Annotated in this window: 14 protein-coding genes and 1 pseudogene; 8 read left to right on the top strand and 7 right to left on the bottom strand. The window is 54.7% G+C overall.

Annotated features, from left to right (window positions below):
* Positions 1-8: 8 nt before the first annotated feature.
* The 3 genes from HG15A2_RS14095 to HG15A2_RS14085 all read right to left on the bottom strand — a co-directional run bounded on the left by HG15A2_RS14095 (position 9) and on the right by HG15A2_RS14085 (position 3,108).
* Positions 9-923 carry a UbiA family prenyltransferase gene (locus HG15A2_RS14095; protein ID WP_145060835.1) on the bottom strand — a complete coding sequence of 305 codons (915 nt, stop codon included), beginning with the start codon at positions 921-923 and terminating at the stop codon, positions 9-11.
* The gene (locus tag HG15A2_RS14090; protein WP_145060834.1) at positions 920-1,804 is read right to left on the bottom strand and encodes a sugar phosphate isomerase/epimerase family protein; all 885 of its coding nucleotides are present in this window, start codon (positions 1,802-1,804) and stop codon (positions 920-922) included. Before HG15A2_RS14090 ends, HG15A2_RS14095 begins: the two co-directional genes overlap by 4 nt.
* Positions 1,805-1,899: 95 nt before the next feature.
* Positions 1,900-3,108: a THUMP-like domain-containing protein gene (locus HG15A2_RS14085; RefSeq protein WP_145060833.1), complete on the bottom strand. Its 1,209-nt coding sequence runs from the start codon at positions 3,106-3,108 to the stop codon at positions 1,900-1,902.
* A 233-nt stretch (positions 3,109-3,341) separates the two neighbouring features.
* On the opposite strand from HG15A2_RS14085, the gene HG15A2_RS14080 reads away from it, so the two are divergent.
* The 3 genes from HG15A2_RS14080 (at position 3,342) to HG15A2_RS14070 (ending at position 7,178) form a co-directional block, all read left to right on the top strand.
* Positions 3,342-4,247: a DUF6690 family protein gene (locus HG15A2_RS14080; protein ID WP_218931968.1), complete on the top strand. Its 906-nt coding sequence runs from the start codon at positions 3,342-3,344 to the stop codon at positions 4,245-4,247.
* A 55-nt stretch (positions 4,248-4,302) separates the two neighbouring features.
* The gene (locus HG15A2_RS14075) at positions 4,303-5,271 is read left to right on the top strand and encodes a GNAT family N-acetyltransferase (RefSeq protein WP_145060831.1); all 969 of its coding nucleotides are present in this window, start codon (positions 4,303-4,305) and stop codon (positions 5,269-5,271) included.
* Between the two features lie 491 nt (positions 5,272-5,762).
* Complete coding sequence (locus HG15A2_RS14070; protein WP_218931967.1) at positions 5,763-7,178, top strand: DnaA ATPase domain-containing protein; 1,416 nt, start codon at positions 5,763-5,765, stop codon at positions 7,176-7,178.
* Positions 7,179-7,180: 2 nt separating this feature from the next.
* Here the strand turns inward: HG15A2_RS14070 and HG15A2_RS14065 are convergent, their stop codons facing one another.
* The gene (locus tag HG15A2_RS14065; RefSeq protein WP_218931966.1) at positions 7,181-8,569 is read right to left on the bottom strand and encodes a M48 family metallopeptidase; all 1,389 of its coding nucleotides are present in this window, start codon (positions 8,567-8,569) and stop codon (positions 7,181-7,183) included.
* A 545-nt stretch (positions 8,570-9,114) separates the two neighbouring features.
* Between HG15A2_RS14065 and HG15A2_RS14060 the strand changes: the two genes are divergently transcribed.
* Positions 9,115-9,900 carry a carboxylesterase family protein gene (locus HG15A2_RS14060; RefSeq protein ID WP_145060828.1) on the top strand — a complete coding sequence of 262 codons (786 nt, stop codon included), beginning with the start codon at positions 9,115-9,117 and terminating at the stop codon, positions 9,898-9,900.
* A gap of 336 nt (positions 9,901-10,236) precedes the next feature.
* Here HG15A2_RS14060 and HG15A2_RS14055 read toward each other — a convergent pair whose 3' ends face one another.
* Entirely contained in the window at positions 10,237-11,439 is a 1,203-nt protein-coding gene (locus tag HG15A2_RS14055) for a peroxidase family protein (RefSeq protein WP_145060827.1), read from the bottom strand.
* Between the two features lie 206 nt (positions 11,440-11,645).
* On the opposite strand from HG15A2_RS14055, the pseudogene HG15A2_RS24615 reads away from it, so the two are divergent.
* The 3 genes and pseudogenes from HG15A2_RS24615 to HG15A2_RS14040 form a co-directional block, all read left to right on the top strand.
* A pseudogene (locus HG15A2_RS24615) lies at positions 11,646-12,758 on the top strand (serpin family protein); the annotation flags it as partial.
* Positions 12,759-12,767: 9 nt separating this feature from the next.
* Complete coding sequence (locus tag HG15A2_RS24835; protein ID WP_261342170.1) at positions 12,768-13,853, top strand: polymorphic toxin-type HINT domain-containing protein; 1,086 nt, start codon at positions 12,768-12,770, stop codon at positions 13,851-13,853.
* Between the two features lie 156 nt (positions 13,854-14,009).
* Positions 14,010-15,137, top strand: a complete 1,128-nt coding sequence (locus HG15A2_RS14040) for an aminotransferase class V-fold PLP-dependent enzyme (protein WP_145060824.1) — start codon at positions 14,010-14,012, stop codon at positions 15,135-15,137.
* 11 nt (positions 15,138-15,148) lie between these two features.
* Here HG15A2_RS14040 and HG15A2_RS14035 read toward each other — a convergent pair whose 3' ends face one another.
* Complete coding sequence (locus tag HG15A2_RS14035) at positions 15,149-15,697, bottom strand: gamma carbonic anhydrase family protein (RefSeq protein ID WP_145060823.1); 549 nt, start codon at positions 15,695-15,697, stop codon at positions 15,149-15,151.
* A 1,149-nt stretch (positions 15,698-16,846) separates the two neighbouring features.
* A complete protein-coding gene (locus tag HG15A2_RS14030; protein WP_246117738.1) occupies positions 16,847-18,274 on the bottom strand; it encodes a sulfatase family protein in 1,428 nt (475 codons plus the stop codon).
* Between the two features lie 531 nt (positions 18,275-18,805).
* On the opposite strand from HG15A2_RS14030, the gene HG15A2_RS14025 reads away from it, so the two are divergent.
* Positions 18,806-19,273 carry a DUF1559 family PulG-like putative transporter gene (locus HG15A2_RS14025; RefSeq protein ID WP_145060822.1) on the top strand — a complete coding sequence of 156 codons (468 nt, stop codon included), beginning with the start codon at positions 18,806-18,808 and terminating at the stop codon, positions 19,271-19,273.
* Positions 19,274-19,282 lie beyond the last annotated feature (9 nt).

The raw sequence follows: 19,282 nt of genomic DNA, 5'->3' as shown, positions 1-19,282 counted from the left end.
AGCGCGAACTAGGTCATCGCATGAGTTCTTGAGAGTAGCAACGTGGGCACTAACAGCAGGAGCACGATTCCCGCCGGCGCCCATCCTCCGGCTAGTAGGCAAATGAGCGCATCGATCACGATGAATAACAGGATAAGCCTTTTCACTCCAAGTTGCACGCCTTGCGGTGTGTCGGATCTAACGGCGGCAAAGTACGCTATCCCGGCCAATTCGAGTACCGATCCCCAAGCAAGGATCCAATACCAGCCGATATCGTGATCACCGGGACTCCTCAAAAATGACACTAGAAACAGCAACACGAAGGCTGCTAGCAACAGTAGTCCCGATGTGCGAACTTGCAATCTCTCAGTGTCTCCAACTTCATTGCGAGCAAGCACCGTGAGACCAATCGTGTAAACGCCAATTGCTCCCGCGAACAGCCATGCGGCGGCAGATATCTCGTTCCCGGCGAGGCTTGCACCTAGCAGCACATTCAAGGCTCGACACCAACCCATTGCCAAAGGTCCCGCCCAAATGGCTTTCAGCCCACCGTTGTACATGACGATCGTCACGGCGAGGCTCGCTGCGATTGTCACCGCTGCGATGCTTCCCAGTTCATAGCTGGCCCATGCGGAACACAAGATCCCGCCGGCAAGCAGTGCCCAGCCGACAAATGCCGCCAGTTGTCGATCAATCCGGCCGGAAGGAATCGGCCGCTCGGGCCTTTCCTCTGCATCCAGGTCCGAATCGAACACATCGTTCAGCACCATCCCCGCCGTGTAGAGCAAAGCGGACGAACCAATAAGCAATAACAAGGGAGCCGCCGGCAGCCAATCGCCATCGGAAAGCATCGCCCCAGCCAATACGTTCGATACAGCGGTAAATACATTCGCGATGCGAAACAACTGACGCCAGGCCGCAAATTGGCTGGAGGGCTCACTCATTCGCTGGCGGTTTCCCCGTCGGCTGTTTTCTCAGGCCCAATTTGTTGAAGCTTCTCTTGCAGAAAGTCGCGTGCCTCGCGTGCGGCTTTATCCGGCTCGTCCACATAGGGGTACAGTTCGACCGTTAACCAGCCCTGGTAGCCTGTCGTCTGAATGGCAGAGAGTGTAGCTGCGAAATCAATTGCTCCCTCTCCAGGGACGAGGTGAGCATGCACCCGCGTGTCCGCGATATCTTCTAAATGGTAGTGGACGGTATGTTCAGCCATCTTCGCAACCCAATCCTGCGGGTCTTCGTTTACGCAGTAAGCATGTCCGACATCAAAATTCAGACCCACGCGAGAGGAGTCCAGGCGATCGACAAACTCGAGGTACTCACCGAACTTCTCAATCAACAGGTCGGGCTCAGGTTCAATCAGTAGTCCGATCCCAAGTTGCTCGGCGACTTCCAGGCAAGGCATCAATTCTTCATAGAAGATATCCGAGGCTTGCTCGCGAGACTGTCCCGGCTGAAGTTCACCGCCAGGCTCGGTTGTGATGTGCGGGGCGCCCAGTTCGGCTGCCAGATGCAAAGCCCGCTTGGTATGCTCGCGGCGGATCGCTCGATAATGCGGATCGGGATCAGTCCAGCCTGGGTGCCAGTACGGCTGTCTGGGATCGGCCACGGCATTCATCATGAAGGCGTTGATGTTCGAGATGGTAAGCCCCGCATCGTCCAAGGCCTTGCGGATGGACTCTTTGCGTTCTGGCAAGAGACCGGCCGGCCAAGCATGTGGCACGTCGGCCAACAGCTCAATACCGCGGTACCCAATCTCCGCAACACGCCGGATGGTCTCCTCAATGGAGAAGTTCATGTAGGCGTTGGAACTAAAGGCGAGTTTCATGGGTTTCTCTCAACGGTATTCGTCGACTGGTGCGGAAGCCCCATTCTAACTGCCCTCTTGCAATTTGGTTAGTGGGGGATCTTGCTTCGCGAACCTCACTCAATGCGCGTTGCGACGATTGCTACCTCGCGAGGTCCGATTCTTGTAAGAATGAGTGTCCGCTGCCCATTGCCCTTCAATGCGAGCGACTGCCGGAACGTTTCGGGTCGCACATCGACCCCGCGTACTTTGATCTCTACGCGTCCGACTTTGTGCTGTTTCAAGTGCTCACGAATCGCTTTCGGCTTCAAAGGGAAGACTTCTAACACCTCGAAAGGAGTGAGTAGCTCAGTTTCTGGCAACGTGTCGCCCGTCAAATAGACGGCACCAGGACCGAGCGTTGCCAGAATCAGCCGATTTGCCCAGGCGCCGGTCAAGTCGGCAGCAATCAACGCGGGATCGGGATCAAAGACAAAGCGAGCCGGCTGCTCCACAGCCGAATTGGCGAGCTCGGGATTCCCGGCGAAAGTCGACACGTCGAATTCCCCCTTTGCACCTTTCTGAATGCGTGTCGCTCGCCGTTTTCCAGGATGCTTACTCAGCGATCCGAACCACAGCAGGAGTTGCTTGCACTCTCGCCCGCGGCTGATCCATTCTTGCTCACTTTTCTCTTGCCACTCTAAGGGAGGAGATGCAGCCGGTGCGAGTTTCACTGCTCCACTCGGGTACGCGTCTATCCAGCGATCTAGCGTCACACGACTTGGCGCGTGGAATTCGACCTGGACGGAGCGACGCTCGTTCTGGCGTCGATCCGGATCAACGTGCCAAGCTCCGCTGGGCGAATCAACTTGCTCGACGTCGCCAATCTTGATGGTTGATTCTGAGTCCTTTCCAAAGACGCGAAGGTTCGCCTCTGCGAGTAGGGCCACGCCCGGGTCGCGCTCCCAACCAACCGTGGAACCGCGCTGGGCGAAGGCCACTAGGTCTCCTCCGATGCCGCAACAGTAGTCTGCCATTGAGTTCGTGCTGGGGGTCGTGTCGAATCTCTGCGCTTTGTAGCGGGCCACCCACAGATCCGTCGCTTGCTGTAGTTGAACCGAGGTGAAGAACATCCTGTTGGCAAACTCGCCAAACTTCATTTGGGCTCGTTCTCGCAGGTCGATTTGCTCGCTAACTAGTCTCGCTCGCTCGGGGGATAGTACTTTTCGCAGGGCCGTGATGCGATTGTGAAGAGGTCGGGTATCACCGGCAAAGTCTGTCAGCAGCCTCTCTGCCTCGTAGCCGGTAAGCCACGAGTAATCGTCAAGTTCGTTTAACTCGCTCATTTACGGTCGGCCTGTATCGGTACTGCGGGGTTCAGTGGGAGGGTTGCGAGGAATGAACGAGACTGCACAAAGTTCCCGTTGGTTCGTGTCACAGAGTCTCAAGCGGCACAGAGGCTTACAGCGGAGTCGTGGCCCTGTTGTGTCGAAATTAAGGATACCAGAACGCCCTGCCCTCTACGTTGCCCGCATACTACTTTGCCCCAAAAGTCACCCTCTCCATAAAGATCGGCTTCATGCTCGTTCGCACTCTCGCATTGCCTACGCTATTGGCTGCCTCTGTGGCTGTTCCCTACGTTGCTACCAATGGTACCGATGGGCTACCCGTGCCCTGGAAAAGCAGCAGCCAGGAACATTCTGTTGGCGCTGCTGATTTTTCCACGCTACCTGACGCCCGACGTCGCAATTTTTCCGATTCAAAGCAAGGTCCCGGGGCCTTGATCTCCCCAACGGACACTGCACGGGAACTCATTCCGGCCATTTCTGTGGAGGAAGTGTTGCGAATGGACGTGAACAAGGAGTGGGTATATCAACGTTGGGCTCGCAAGAGTACGACCACTTCTCAGCTGAATCTATTCGGCGTTCGTGTACCCCTAGTTACAGGAACGCAGCTGCACGACGTTGCCGGATCGCTCACGTATTTGTTTGGTGCGAACGGGCACGTGCATCGGCTCAATTTTAGGGGGCGTACTGGAGATACTTCCCTATTGGTGAACCTCGTTGCTCAGCGATACGGGCTTGTGCGCCAGCCTACGGCAATCGCCGGTGAGGAGCTTTATCAGTTGAAAAATGGAAACGATATCATCAGTGAGTTGCGCACGCGCCCAGCCCCGGTGCTGTGGGCAAGCACGCCGCATCAGAGCTATGACGTGGAGTTGACTCTTCAGCGCCCCGATGTCGCCCAGCCGCTTGTACGAGCATTGCCTCCTTTGCCCAAAGTGAACGATGCAGACATTCGAGCAGCGGAAGCGAAGGCAGCCGCTGAGAGAAAGGCTGCAGAGGCAAAACAGGGGGCCTCACAGAACCTTTCGTCCAAGGAAAAGGCAGAAAAACAGCGCGACGGTTGGAAAGCTTTCTTCCCTCGCAGCCGCATACCAAAGGATCAAGCTGACAATCTTGACAGCCGCAATCAATTATGGTGATCGCCAGTGTAGCTGACCTAGTGGATTGCATAGCGGATGGGGTAAGTTGCTAGACATGTCTGGCAGCCCCATAGATTCTGACCCGCAAGTCGTTCGTTGTGCAGTCTTGCAGCGCCCCGAGGCGCTTCGTATTCTCAATGCCGGGTTGCCGCCCTCCCAGCAGCAAGTGCTGGTCGATTCGCTCCGCAGCGAACAAGCCAAGGGAGATCGGGCCTTCGCCGGGCTTTTTCATCTCCACTTGAGCGCGGCAAAGCCAGCAGCAGTGTGGTTGCAAGAACTGCCCGGCAAGACAGGCGTCCTCTGGCCGCCTGATTTCGCTCATCCGCATACTAGGGAACTCCTCTTTGCGGCTGTGCAGTTTGCCACAGAACAAGAATTGCAACTGGTGCAGATGTTATTGATTGAGGGAGAGCAAGCCGATGAGGCAATTCTTGCTGAAGTCGGCATCAGCCACCTCGCCGATCTCGATTATTTGTGGGCCGATCCAGCCACTCAGAAATCTAACTCTATCGACCCAGTCACGAACCGTTCGGAAGAGAACCTCACCTTCCGGCCAAACGCCAACGGTCACCCCGAGTTATTGGCTGAACTCATCGCCAATACCTACGAGAAAACGCTAGATTGCCCGCGACTCAACAACGTGCGTGACCTAGGCGACGTGATCGCCGGCTACCGCGAGCAGGGAACGTTTATGCCCGAGCAGTGGTATGTCGTCGAGAAGGAAGAAAAGCCCATCGGGGTGCTAATCCTTGCCGATCATACGGGAGGTCACCCACAAGAAGGCCAAACTGCTGACGGAACGTGGGAACTCGTTTACATGGGGGTTGTGCCCGAGTTCCGTGGGCATGGCTACTCAGGTGCGATCATCCGTCATGCGCTTCAGCAAGCAGCAGAAGCCGGTGCTGCGCGACTGGTCTTGGCAGTAGACTCACAAAACGCGCCCGCGAAGAACGCTTACCTGCGCGCCGGTTTTCAGTCGTGGCAACAACGCATAGTATACGCGCGTTTAGCGGAACTGACCTAACTGCTTAGTTGATCGCTCTTTGTGGGCGCGCTACTGGTATTGCGTACAGGTCTTGTTGCGAGACGTTCACTATTGTTGCGATTGTTAGCACACAGACGGAACACTTTTGGGTTTCTTTTCGGATGCAAACTCCTCGACGTTTTTTCCACCTGTCGCTGCCGAGAATTCGTAAAGTTTTTTCGAGTTGTAAGTGACTAGAATCCGCAGGTTCAGGCCCTCAAATCAACGTTTGAGAATTCGATTCGATTCGCTTGCAAGTCAAGCCCTTTCTTGGGAGTGCTAGCACTGTAGAATCGTCTCCTCAAGGTGACAACACGGGCAAAAGCGACCGACGCATTGATGGCGACGGGCGAATTTCTTTTCGGGCATTCACGTTCTTAACCGCAGGGCATCGCAGCGATTCCTAACAAGGGATCAATGCGCAACTACGGAGAGCGTACGTCGAGAATTCGCAGCTGATATTTCAGGATGAGACCATGGATGAACCGGGCATGAAGTCCAAGTTGCGGGAAGCCAAGCTCAGAGAAACGCTACGCGATCGGTTGGGCGAAAACCGCTACCAACTGTGGATGGGCGAACACGTCGCGCTTCGACCGTCAGGCGACCAGTTGGAGGTCTTATGCCACTCTAAGACGGAAGTCGACCTGCTGCGACGGAAATACGGTGGTGCTTTGCTAGAGTGCGTTCATACTGCTCTGGGGAAAGACTTTGGACTCAAGTATTCCGTTCAAGAGTCGATCGATGAAGCCGTTGAAAAGACGCTGCCCTCGAAAGCATCGCAATCGGCACTACCTGCGTTAGATGTCAAACAGAGCGAACCTCCCAAGAGTCGCACGACGAATAAGCCGTCGGCAAGGCCACAGGCACGCCAACGTCTGCGATACACGTTGGATAATTTTGTGGAAGGGAATTCCAATCGATTGGCGCTTACTGCGGTACGAACAGCGCTCGAATCGCCGGGCCGGTTCAGTCCTCTCTTGTTATTCGGTTCGCACGGAACAGGGAAGTCGCATCTCCTGGACGCTGCCGCCGCGGAACTACGTCGCCACCCTGCTCGCCCCCAAGTGCTCAGTCTGACTGCTGAGCAATTTACCGCGGAGTTCATGGAAGCGTTGCGAACTCGCTCGCAAGCATCCTTTCGTCACAAGTTCCGCGGCGTCGATGCGCTGCTGTTCGACAATGTGTCGTTCTTTGGAACGAAGCAGGCGACAATCGAAGAGTTCCTCCATACTATCGATTCCATCACTAGCCGCGGCGGGCAGGTGATTCTCACCAGCGTTGCCAGCCCTAGCGAGTTGAACGCGATTCATCCCGGAATCGCAGCCCGAGTGTTTGGCGGCTTGGCTGCGGCTATTGATTTGCCAGACTACGACACACGACTGGGGATTGTTCGCGCGATGGCAGTTCGGGCAAAAACGACTCTCCCTGAGGCAGTCATCGAGATGATCGCCCAGCAGGTGGTCGGCAGCGCCAGATTGCTCGCCGGAGCGATCAATCGTCTGGTAGTCACCAGCATGGCTGAGCGCCGCCCGATCACGCCGATCATTGCGGACATGGTGCTAGCCGAGTTTTGCCAACAAAATACCCCGCAAGTAAAGTTGACGGACATCGAGAAAGCCGTCTGCGAAGTGTTTGGCGTCGAGTCCTCCACACTCAAGTCGCCCAAAAAGTCACGAGTCGTAACCGACCCCAGGATGCTTGCCCTGTGCCTCAGTCGCCGCTACACAAGATCTGGATTGGCAGAGATCAGCAGCTTCTACAATCGCCGCAGCCACACGGCCGTACTGACTGCTCAGAAGCGGCTCGACACGATGATCGGCAAGAACGCAGAAGTGATCGTGGCCGAAGGTGCGTGCCAGGTTGAAGAAGCGATGCGTCGGGTTGAAGCCGTGCTACGGCAGGCTTAGCGTTAGCTATTCCATTGAGACTTGCTTGCACGAGCGAAAGCGGCAGCAGAAACTAGAGCCTCTTTCGGCACGCCTGGACCGAACGTGCCCATGTAGAGATTCCATGTTGTTGCTATCGACTGACCTTTAAAGTCGGTGAGCAGCTCCTTCGCTGGCCTCTCAAGCTGAAAGATACCTTCGTCTCCAAGTCGTTTTGAGGCAGCAATCCTATCTTTATCACTAGGGTGGGAGTCGAACCAACCAGTTTGCTCGTCGTCCGATTGCCTTTGTATGTTTGCAGACATCTCCGGCGTGATTGTTTTGGCATTTACAAGGATTAGCCCCGGAAGGTCTTCGACAAGGCGACGGTCACCAAGATGCTCCATAATTTGTGCGTCGGCAAGTTGTGACGAGAGGCCCAGGAGCCGCATTTTGCGAGACGTAGACGCAAATGCCTTGTGCCCCGCAAACTTCGTCTCATATCGGTCTGCGTCAAATTCCATTTGGCGTAGCAAAAGGCCGCTCACCAGCATTCCAATCTGCATTAGTACCCAGAGAATACCGCGGCTGAGGGTAACACCCAGCTGGGCAAGCCAGACGATCCAGACTAAGCGGATGTCGAGATCTTCCGTTGCTGCCTCAAGCGATTCGTCCCATTGATCTCGCTCGTACACGACGCGCAAGAACCAATGAGAAATTGCACGGACAAGGTACGAGAGCCGCATTCCTGCTCCCTGTGCGAAGTGCCCGAACTCATGTGCGAGTACTCCGCCGAACTCACGCAATGAGAGACCAGCTACCAGAGGTAGCCCGATCGTTAGCACGAGGTCCTTTCCGAGAAAGCTCACCAAACCACGGCGAAACCCAGCCGATGCGTTCACATCGCAATCGATATCTATTCGCTTTGGCCGTGGGGCGCCGACCGACTTGCACACGCTGTCGACGAATGAGAAGAGGAGCGGTTCGCCCTTTCGCGTTAGCGAACGAGTTCGTTCCAACTTTGCTGGCCGAGCAAGGAGTGGCTTGATCAGGAAGAAAATAATGATTGGCCCGATGACTATAGGCGAAGCATAGACGAGAAAAAGCAGGACCTTGATCCTTCCGCCGACCCGCATCTCTAGAATGCCAGCGTGATTTGCGAAGTGGTAGTATACCCCGTAGCACGAAAGTGCAATCAAAGACAGGTAGATGGCTACTAAGGCAACCATCACGATCGCAGCAAGCAGGATTCCGATTCGATAAGTCATCGGCGTCCGCGATCGCTTCATCGGCTTGGCAAAGGCTTCCGCCAGAATCTCCTCAGTAAGGGGACTACGAGAAGCCTTGGGTTTCGAGCCTTGGGGGTTAGCGATTTTCTTAGCTGTTTCCTTAGCAATTGGTGTGGCAGCGCTACTCTCCGCGGCTTTTGGCATAGTGGCCGAGGAACGTTCCGTAGCTTTCGTGTCATTTGCCAACTTGTGGGCACCTGCGGTTACGACAAATTTCGTTTTGCATTTCGCACAGGTAGCTCTCTTGCCGAGGGCGCTGTCTGGAATAGAGTACTTTGCCTCGCAATGTGAACAGACAGTTGTCAGTGGCATGGTCGGCGTCTCCTGATAGCTAGTCGTCCGTTTGGCTGGCGATCCGTGGCTTGGAGGAGTCTGTATTGAGCCAGGATACTTGATGATAACCACGGCAATCCGGCAGTTCCAGAAGCAATTGGAGTCACGTTAAGTGGCAATTGTTCCCACCGGGAACAGAGCAACTCGTTTCGTCGGCATAGATCCGTCAACTCGTGATCACTTTTCGGTCGCCACAGAATTCCTGTTTTGCGGTGAAGCAGTGGTATCGACCTATTTTCTTCATGGTGACATGGACGTTGCCTCGGCTAGAATACGCTGTGCTGAGCGTCGGCATTGCACACTTCTATGCTGATCGGCGATCAACTGTGACTTCCCACGTAATTGGAGAGAAATCGATGAATAACAGACGAGCTGCCGACTTTAGACTTTTAGTACGCTGGTCATTGGCAGTCGCATTCAGTTGTTCTGCGTGCCCGCAAACATTTGCCCAATACCCCGAAGTAAAAAGCCAGCCTGTGGCCGCCAAGAAATCCCCGCAACAAGAGGTGTCGACAACCCTTAAGTTCGAATTCAAACAACCCTTTTTGCTTTCGCTACCAGAGGGCTACGAAGAGAGCAAGCAAACCTACCCGCTGATGCTGTTCCTACACGGTGCGGGCGAGCGCGGAGACGGCGAACTGGAGCGTGTGAAAGTTCACGGCCCACCGATGCAGATTGAACAAGGCAAACGTTTCGCATGCATTGTTGTGTCGCCCCAATGCGCAGCTGATCGATGGTGGGATGCGAATGAGTTGAGTGCCCTGCTCGATCACATCGAAGCGAACTATCGCGTTGATAAGAAACGCATCTATCTCACGGGACTCAGCATGGGCGGCTACGGTTCTTGGGCATTGGCCCAGCGCGAGCCGGACCGCTTTGCGGCGATCGTGCCCATTTGCGGTGGTGGAAACGCACGGTTCGTACGCTATGCCAAAAAGATCTCTGCCCCCATCTGGGCCTTTCATGGCGAGAAAGACTCTGTCGTGCCTGTGAGTGAACTTCACGAGATGCAAGCCGCTCTCAAGGAAGTAGGCATCGACATCAGGGTGACCATCTATCCTGAAGTAGGCCACGACTCGTGGGTGAAAGCGTACGAGACGCCCGAATTGTATGATTGGCTGTTCGCGCAAAAGCGTCAGTGAAGTGAACGAGTGCAAGGTCTCTACTCGAAAGCAAGCGATGGCTTCCAATTGAATCGAACTGCGCAGGGCTGCTCGCCGCCGGCGCAGACCCCAGGATTACCGATGCCAACGACCACACCCCCCCAGCAGTGGGCGGGCTGGCATAGAAGGCCAAAAGGGCTAGTCGAGCACTCGGCCATTTTATGAGCTATGCTTTTCAAGCCACTTTACACGGCAGTTCTCAGACTTCTAATCGAGAGGCGCTCATGTCCAAAATCACTTGGTTATCACTCTTGGCAACCGCTCTCATTGCCGCGATTGGCCTCTATCCGTGTAGCTGATCGGGCACAGTAGCGTTCATGCTCCGCGAATCGCAGTGGCGACTTTCTCTTTGTCGTATTCCACCGCCAGCACCAGCGATGTCATGCCAGCTGCGTTCTCAAGCTTGAGATTTGGCTTGGCAGCTAAGAGAATCTCCGCGACTTCCAAATTACCGAACCTCGCTGCATCGTGCAGCGGAGTATCGCCCATTTGGTCTTGCGCGTTGATATCAAGGTTTAATTCGTCGACCAAATACCGTGTTGCCTCAACGTGCCCCCAGAAGGCTGCCTTGTGTAACGCGGTGCGCCCCGAGCTTTGCTCCGCCTGATGCACGTCGGCACTTGGGGCTAAGCGACGCATGATGCCCAGGCTGCCGTGCATGGCTGATTCTCGAAAGTCGGCACTCGCTTGATCTTCTTCGCTGGCAGGTTCCTCTTCGCTAAACGGGCTCACTTCACCTGGGCAGCCCAGTATCATCAATTTGCCGTAGGCTTGGGAGAATTCGTCGAAGAATAGTTGCTCGTCGGCCGCGTAACGCTCGACATGCTTGCGAAACTCGGGGTCCTCAATCAGCGCAATGTCTGTTGGTAGCATAACCAGCGTATCGGTAGGGTCGGTAAACTGATCCTTGCCGTCCCACTTTTTGGGAGTCCACTTAATTTCCAGCAAATTACGAAAGTACTCGTTATCAAATTTCAGCGGGTTCTTGGTCCACGCTCCGTCGTAACCGCTGCGAACTTCATGACAACGCCCGACCGTGTGACCTCCTGAAAGGACAACGATCTCTTGGTCATTGAATCCCATGCGCCCGAAGACTTCACGCAGGTGATCGGCACCTTGCGAGGCGTCGGGCAGTCGTCCGTTGGGTGGACATTTGCTGCCGTCCGCTTCATCAGTCCGTCCAAATTTGAACGGCGGCATGGGCCCGCCCATGAATTCAATCGCGGCGCACCCGGCAAACGCCCAGAGATCGGCCATGGAAACTTGCGGGTACTTCTTTTTCACGAGGTGCAACATGTCGCGCACGATATGCAGTCCCGCATTGGCATCGTCGGCGCTTTGCGGCTCGAATCTCATTGTCGCGCCTTGCGTTCCACCCGTGCCGTCACTTTCATCAAACGTGCCTGCGGAATGCCATGCCACTCGCATCGCAATCGGACAGGCAAACGCTTTCTGATTGATCAAAGCCGCCCGGACTTCGCTCTTGAGGACTTCGATATCGACTGTAGGGTTGGCCATGAGAGTAACTCGCAGATGAATGGAAGAAACCGCAATGCTCGATTAGTATGAAGCGCGGGCCCATAGGTTGTCCAGGCGAGCAGCATCTCCGGAGCCCCCTGATTACTTGCTTGTTTTCACGTACCCGCTTAAACTCTTAAATAGGCAAGGTGCATGGTGAATACCTAAATCTCGACACCCGCTAGAAGCCATTCGAGGGGACAGTGATGAGTGTGTTACATGACTCTCGCTCAACAGGCGCTTCCTGCAAGAACGATCCGGCACGTTCTCGCCAGCTTCGCCTGGAACCGCTCGAAGATCGCCTCGTGCTCTCCGCACGGGCCGTTAATGCCGTGAATCAATTCGGGCTCGATGTGTACGAGCATTTGCAGAACGAGCAGGGCAACCTGTTTTTTTCGCCCTTGAGCATCGCGACGGGCCTCACGATGGCCTACGAGGGTGCTGCTGGCCAAACGGCTGCCGAGATGGAGCAAGTGTTACACCTCGGGTCGGCACCGGGTATTCATGATTCGTTTCAGAATTTGATTGCGACGCTAGAATCGCAAACGGTCGTCTCTTCGCCCATGTTCCCTTGGGAGCCGCCGGAGATACAGTTGTACACGGCTCTTGCCAATGCCATGTGGCCGCAAGTGGGCCTGCCTCTGGAAAGCAGCTTCGTAGACACCATCACGACCAGCTACGATGGCTATGCGCAAAACCTTGACTACTCCAACCCGCAACAGGCGGAACATACGATTAACAATTGGGTTTCACAACAGACACAAGGCAGGATTCAAGATTTAGTGAGCGATCTCAGCTCTGCTACTAAGATGGTGCTTACCAATGCGATCTACTTCAAAGGGCAGTGGCAAAGTCCGTTCGACCCGCAATACACGTACACGGGGCAATTCACAACCGCCGATGGTCCGACGGTTTCGACGCCGACCCTGTACACGGAATTACTCGTCAATCGCACCGAAATAGATGGCTTTCAAATCCTCGACTTGCCTTTTGTCGAAGAGAATGCCTCGATGGTCTTGGTTCTCCCACCTACTAGCGATGCTTCTGCACAGCTAACCAGTGAAGTCATTACGGGCATCGACGACTGATTTGCTAGTCCGCGCGATCCAGGCTTCACCAATACGATTATCACTCTCCCAAAGTTTCAAACAACTGTTGCTACCTCGCTCAATCAGCTCTTAATCGGCCTAGGTATGCCGACTGCCTTTGATCTTGGAACTGCGGATTTCTCTAATATGACTAGTGTCGATGTCTTCATTGAGAAGGTGTTCCACAAGGCAACACTCGAAGTCAACGAACAAGGTACTGAAGCAGCTGCGGCTACGGAAATTGATTTTGGAATCTGCTTTGCTGCCGGAACCCCGGTGCTCACTCCTGATGGCGAAAAGCCGATTGAAGAGCTCCAAGTGGGCGACCGAGTTCTCGCGCGGGACGAGCTCAATGTCGAAGGCGTAGCAGAACCTAAAGTCGTCGAGAAGACTTTTCGGAGCACTGCTGAAATTGTCGAGTTGCATGTCGATGGGCAGGTAATTCGCACCACTGGCCCTCACCGATTCTTTGCCAAAGGCAAAGGCTGGATCTCAGCAAGCGAGCTACAGGAAAAGGACCTGCTCTCTACCAATCAACGCGATTGGGCAAAGGTGGAAAGAGTGGTCAGCACCGGCGAAGAAGAGCGTGTTTACAACCTGACTGTCACTGACCATCACACCTATTTTGTTGGAGCTGAGTCTTGGGGTTTCGCTGTCTGGGCGCACAATTGGTGTGGTGACGAACTAGAATTCAATGCGAATCGTCCTTTTCACATGATCATCCGCGACAACGCGACTTCGGCGATCACCTTCATGGGCCGCATTGACGATCCAACTCAGTTGCAAAACAGTCTCACTCCCACGGTAGTCGATACTAATGCTGATTTCGATTCGAATCAGGATGTCGATGGGCTCGACTTCCTGGCATTGCAAAGAGGTTATGGGATAGCCACGGGGGCAGCGCTCGTCGATGGGGACAGCAATGCCGATGGCGCTGTAGATGCCATCGACATGAACACCTGGGAAACCCAATACGGGCAAACGGCCCAACAGGTAGCCGCGGCTGCGGCTGGCGGGGTACAGGAGGAGGCCAGTCAACAGGCGGTGCCCTCTAGCAGAGCAAGCTACCTTGATGCGGCGCTCGCCACACAATGGTTAGACGCAACCAACGAGCGTTCGGAAGGTTTCGTTGTGCCCGAAGCGGTTGTCGAAGCGCTCTTCGCCACCGACCCTCAGTTTGTCGCCGTACCGCTAGCCGCTGACGCAGCCGGAGAGAATGGCTTGGCACGCTCATCCAGCGAGGTCGATGAAAGCCAGTCAGCAGCCTGGCTGACAGACGACCTTCTCGATTCTCTGTTTGGCGGCCCGCAGAACAGTTTGGTGTAATCTCACCAGGTGCCTGGAAATTCTCTCTGCGGATGTCTAGCGGTAGATGCTGCGCCACTGTCGATCCCGTAGGCGATCGCCTATAACTGAGCTTAGCCCTGCAGATCTAGTTAGCGCCAGAAACAAGCAAACCCAGTCCAACAACGGAGATCCCCCATGTCCGGCCTACTTCCCAATATCGACCCCGATGGTCTGCTCGAATACTCGGTCGTCTACACCGATCGCGCGCTCAATCATATGTCGCAGTCTTTCCAGAGCGTCATGAACGACATCTCTGCGACGCTCAAAGAAGTCTACAAGGCCAAAGCTGTCGTCGTGGTTCCCGGCAGTGGTACGTTTGGCATGGAGGCGGTCGCTCGACAATTTGCCACGGGCAAGAAGTGCCTCGTAATTCGCAACGGCTGGTTCAGCTTTCGTTGGACACAAATTTTTGACACGTGCAGCATCCCCGCGTCTGCGACCGTTCTCAAGGCGAAACAAGTCGACGAGGGCCCCCAATCACCTTTCGCTCCCGCACCCATTGATGAAGTGGTTGCCGCGATCAAGGCGGAGAAGCCCGACGTGGTGTTTGCTCCCCACGTAGAAACTTCCTCGGGCATGATCTTGCCGGACGAGTACATTTCTGCCGTTGCAGATGCCGTTCACTCAGTCGGCGGCATGTTTGTGCTGGACTGCATTGCGTCTGGCACGATATGGGTGGACATGGAAAAGAGCGGCGTTGATGTGCTGATTAGCGCCCCGCAGAAAGGCTGGAGCGGCACTCCCTGTGCGGGCTTGGTTATGTTGAGCGCCCTGGGCCTGGAGCAACTCGCCTCGACCACAAGTACCAGCTTCGCCTGCGATCTTGGCAAGTGGCATCAAATCATGCAAGCCTACGAGAATGGCGGCCATGCCTACCACGCCACCATGCCGACTGACGGGCTCACTTCATTCTGCCGAGTGATGAACGAAACCAAGAGCTTCGGATTCGACAAAGCCCGCGCCGCGCAGCAGGAACTGGGCGATAAGGTTCGCGCGTTGTTGGAAAGCAAAGGCTTCAAGAGCGTATCGGCCGACGGCTTTAAAGCACCTGGTGTTGTGGTGAGCTACACCGACGACAAAGATATTCACAACGGCAAGAAATTCAAGGAACAGGGCCTACAGATTGCTGCCGGGGTGCCTCTCAAGTGCGACGAGCCGGAAGGCTTTCAAACGTTCCGCCTTGGTTTGTTCGGCTTGGACAAGCTTAAGAATGTGGATGAAACGGCGGCGAAATTTGAGAAAGCACTCAATCAGATCGTTTGAGGTGCTTCACTCTACTCAGGTGGTCTCTGCTCAGCCAGATACTCGTCTTTTAGCTTCACATAGTTGGCTGCTGAGTACGTGAAGAATCTCTTTTCCTCTTCCGTGAGCGCTCGCAGCACACGGCACGGATTCCCCACGTACACGAAACCACTCTCCAGAGTCTTGCCCGGAGGTACGAGGCAGCCAGCTCCGATGATGAGCTCGTCTTCGACAACAGCTCCGTCATTGACAATCGCCCCGATGCCCACCAGCACACGATTGCCCACCGTGCAGCCATGCAATACCGCACTGTGCCCAACGACCACGTCGTCGCCAATGGTGAGCGGCCAGCCAACCGGGTTGTAATCGCTGGCGTGTGTTATATGTAGTACGGCGTTGTCCTGAATATTCGTCCGATTGCCCACCACGATCGAGTGCATATCCCCCCGCACCATCGCCCCTGGCCACACGGACACATCGTCACCCAAGACAACGTTGCCAATGACCACCGCTGCCGGATCGACGTAAACTCGCGCACTAAGTTGAGGGGCAATGCCGTTATAAGTTCGTAAGGGCGACATGAGAACCGTTTTCAGCGTACAAAGGGGCGGCGCAGTTGAACTCAAAGGCTTGGTCTGCAACGGTCGCCCTTGCTTGTGCTTCTCTTCGAGAATCTAGAGGAGTCTCAGTATATCGAGACGGCCCGCACCCACGAAGCCCTCCTCATAGTCCCCTTCGCCCCCAATAGCCGCGGTCCAAGATACCGCCGGGGCCCCAGGGAGCAACTTCTGGCTCGCCAACAGACTTCCCCCCAAGAACCTCGGCGACTCCTTAAGTCACAAGATAGAGTCACGCCTATTGGGTAGAATCTCGAAACCTAGCACGGCAGAGCACATACTCGTCCTCTACGACGAGCTAGCGTAGGGGCATTGTAGCACGACACTCCGTGTCGTTTCTTGGAGGAATGCGATTCGGAGAATCTTGTTCTGTCCAAATACGATTCGGAGAATCGTGCCACACTTGGTGGCCAAAAATCGTTGCTGAACGCCTCTGCGATTTCTCTATAATGGCACACGTTCGACGGCGGCTTAGTAAGCGACAGCGGCGGACTGCGAAACGTGGAGGCATTCAGCTTGAACAAGGCACCTAGCGATCGATCGCCTGGTGCTTCCCGGGAGCTGCGTGGCTTAACTGAGTAGCGGTGCTCGCAAACGCGGTTTACGAAGCCGACGCAAGAGCGAATGCAATGGATTGTTCGCTTCCTTCGAGCGATGGACGTCCATCTTTTTGTTTCTAGACGGCGCGATTTACAGACGGTAAGGACAAGCCGTGTTGCCATAAACGAGGCATACGCCTTTGTACTCAAATTCAATTACTTCCTTAGCGCCGAGCGCATGCTCCGGGGTTTGAACCTCAGTGTTCGCGTTCGGGGCTAGGGAGTTTCGATTGTCTCAAGCGGTGGGCAAGGGAATCGAGCCCTACCGGGCGTCGCCAAGAGTAAGGTTCTCCGGTTCGCCTCCCAGCGTCGGAGGAAGAGTAGACGTAGTTTCTGTTTCTACTGCAAGATGCCGCTAGCGGGTGGTTTGCAATTGCTAACGAAGACTGAGTACGTCAATCAATCCGCTATATCTGTAATTGGCATTGCCTCCAAACGGTAGTGCAAGTCACTTTCAAGTGACAATCCTTTTGCCCAGTACGGTCATGACTCTCTGGATTTCAATGGGTGAGGGCTATGTTTTTCTTCCATCCCATATGTGCGAACCGTCAAGGAACTCTTGGTAGTGCGTCTTAAGTCGTTGCGTTAGCTCAGTCAGCTTTTCCGGCATCGAAGAGGAGAGGTCCTTGCTCTCGCCAATATCGTCGGTGATTCTGAATATCTGAATATCGGTGAACTCTGCAGCCTTGACTTCCGCTTCATTGTCCGCGGTCACATTGACGCAGTTGTCGATGTTCAGCTTGGCTAGAACCTTCCAGTCGCCGTCTCGCATGGCCACCTGGCGCTCGTTGAGGGCATTGTAAAAAATCCACAGCAAGGGCTTCGCACGGACAGGGTTTTTGTTGTCGAGTGCAGGCAGGAAATTGGTCCCGTCCAGTTTCAGGTCCGCCGGTGGCTTGACTCCGGCTAGCTCGCAAAAAGTGGGTAGAAAGTCCAGCGAAGAAACCGGATGGTCTACAACCTGATCGGCCTTAATTCTTTCCGGCCAACGCATGATTCCGGCCACCCGAAAGCCTGCATCGGTGGTCCACAGTTTCATGCCGCGTAGCGGCGTCGCTCTACCGAAGGAATTCTTTGCTCTGCGATAACGATTCAGAGTCTCTGGACCATTGTCGGAGGTAAAGATAACCAGGGTGTTCGAATCGACTTTCAAATCCTTCAAAGCAGCCATCAATCGACCGACAGCCACGTCCACGTTGGCCACATTGGCAAAGTACTGGGCCTCATTCACATTCTTGGCCATGTCGCCGTAATGCTCTACCAGTTTTGGTGGCGATGCAATGGGTTCGTGAGGCTCATGAAAGGCAACATACATAAAGAAAGGTTGTTTAGGGTCGTTTGCCTGCTGCCCCTTAAGCCAGGTAATCGCCTCATCCACCACTAACTGACAGCTGAATCCTTCAAGCTCTCCGACGGCCTCTCCATTGCGAACGAAATTACTTGGATTCTCATGCGAGGGACTAGCGTTGTTCTGCGTGCCAAACCAATGATCGAAACCAGCACTGTCCGGCTGGGGTTGCTGAGCTGAGTTAAACTTGCCGTTGCAGTGCCATTTGCCAGACATGCAGGTCGCATAACCTGCCTGTTTCAGAAGTTGCGGGATAGTGACTTCCGAGGATCGCATGTAAATGTCGCGCCCTCCGGGGATAAAGTCGTAGACGCCGGCACGATTCGGACTACGTCCGGTCAACAACCCAACACGCGAAGGAGAACAGACCGGTGCGGCCGAATAGAAGTTGGTAAAGCGAATCCCCTCGGTCGCCAAGTTGTTGACGTGTGGTGTCTTGATATGAGGATGTCCATAGCACTCGATATCCCCGTACCCCAGGTCATCACATAAGACAACCAGAATATTGGGCCTGTCCGCAGCGTCAAGTTTTGCAACGCTGAAAATACTTGCAATCATCCACAGGGCGATTGTCAGCAGATTGTTGTATTTCACGTTGTTTTCCTTGTGTAATGCGTAACATGGCTAGGCTAGCTAATATATGCGAGCGGCGTCGTTATTCCAATCCACTGACCGCCCTCCAAGCACCAACCAAGCAAGCGTCGGCTCATCCCCAACTGGTCGCCATCCACTGTTGCACTCAATGGCAGCATTAAATCTGGTTCGGACCTGTGCCCATCATTGCTAGCGGGTGGCGAAGCTGCTTGAGTAGTAGCCGTTAAGCAGTCGCCGCTGAAGAACCTCGAATCGAAGCAACCACTTTGGAGTAGGAGGCTTGCACCCGCTGCCTGTCACGCAATGGCTAGACGCGGTACTACGTTCAAGATCGTAGGCAAGCGGTTCCCCGCCAACGACTTGGGCCATTCCAGTTGTCACCGGTCTGATCACGCTGCTTCTGCAGGTAGTAAAATCAACGTCAGTTGACGTGATAGCGACGAGCGATCTCAGCATTAGTCATTCCCCCGTCCAGTCCCAGCACGCGATTGTGGGGAAACGCTAGGTCCAGGTAGCTACATCATCTCTGTAATGACTATCCAACCCAAGAATGCCAAGCGTGAAGATCGCTATGGGCCAGGTACGGTTAACGGTGCTTTCGACTATCCACCGACGCCCGGCAATCGATACAATTTGCCCTTGAGCAGAGTGAGCGACGGCACTTCCTGTACGTTTCTGATCGGCGAAATCGACTATGGATTTCATGATTGGGACTGGAGCGGTGACTGCACAGGGCACAAGGGTGGCGAATTCAAATGGGCGCAAAGCTATCAGTTGCTGGCATGGGGCCACATGGCTGCCAAGTCGCCTGTGGATGTCTTTAACTCTGACAAGCTAGTTGCCCCGATCAACAATATTGTGTTCCGAAGCGACCACCCCGGCGGCGTGCAATTTGTTATGCTGGACAGCTCCGTTCGGTTTGTTCTAGACGCAACCGATCGTCAAGTTCGTAACGCTTTGGTAACCCGCAGTGGCGAGGAAATTGACCATTCTTACTAAATTACATTC

The organism is Adhaeretor mobilis, assembly GCF_007741515.1.
Taxonomy (GTDB): Bacteria; Planctomycetota; Planctomycetia; order Pirellulales; family Lacipirellulaceae; genus Adhaeretor; species Adhaeretor mobilis.
This window is presented reverse-complemented; position numbering and strand designations above follow the sequence as displayed.

What these genes read in the sequence shown, in the direction of transcription:
- HG15A2_RS14095 (WP_145060835.1), bottom strand. Translation starts at nt 923, where the DNA reads ATGAGTGAGCCCTCCAGCCAATTTGCGGCCTGGCGTCAGTTGTTTCGC.
- HG15A2_RS14090 (WP_145060834.1), bottom strand. Translation starts at nt 1,804, where the DNA reads ATGAAACTCGCCTTTAGTTCCAACGCCTACATGAACTTCTCCATTGAG.
- HG15A2_RS14085 (WP_145060833.1), bottom strand. Translation starts at nt 3,108, where the DNA reads ATGAGCGAGTTAAACGAACTTGACGATTACTCGTGGCTTACCGGCTAC.
- HG15A2_RS14080 (WP_218931968.1), top strand. Translation starts at nt 3,342, where the DNA reads ATGCTCGTTCGCACTCTCGCATTGCCTACGCTATTGGCTGCCTCTGTG.
- HG15A2_RS14075 (WP_145060831.1), top strand. Translation starts at nt 4,303, where the DNA reads ATGTCTGGCAGCCCCATAGATTCTGACCCGCAAGTCGTTCGTTGTGCA.
- HG15A2_RS14070 (WP_218931967.1), top strand. Translation starts at nt 5,763, where the DNA reads ATGAAGTCCAAGTTGCGGGAAGCCAAGCTCAGAGAAACGCTACGCGAT.
- HG15A2_RS14065 (WP_218931966.1), bottom strand. Translation starts at nt 8,569, where the DNA reads ATGCCAAAAGCCGCGGAGAGTAGCGCTGCCACACCAATTGCTAAGGAA.
- HG15A2_RS14060 (WP_145060828.1), top strand. Translation starts at nt 9,115, where the DNA reads ATGAATAACAGACGAGCTGCCGACTTTAGACTTTTAGTACGCTGGTCA.
- HG15A2_RS14055 (WP_145060827.1), bottom strand. Translation starts at nt 11,439, where the DNA reads ATGGCCAACCCTACAGTCGATATCGAAGTCCTCAAGAGCGAAGTCCGG.
- HG15A2_RS14040 (WP_145060824.1), top strand. Translation starts at nt 14,010, where the DNA reads ATGTCCGGCCTACTTCCCAATATCGACCCCGATGGTCTGCTCGAATAC.
- HG15A2_RS14035 (WP_145060823.1), bottom strand. Translation starts at nt 15,697, where the DNA reads ATGTCGCCCTTACGAACTTATAACGGCATTGCCCCTCAACTTAGTGCG.
- HG15A2_RS14025 (WP_145060822.1), top strand. Translation starts at nt 18,806, where the DNA reads ATGACTATCCAACCCAAGAATGCCAAGCGTGAAGATCGCTATGGGCCA.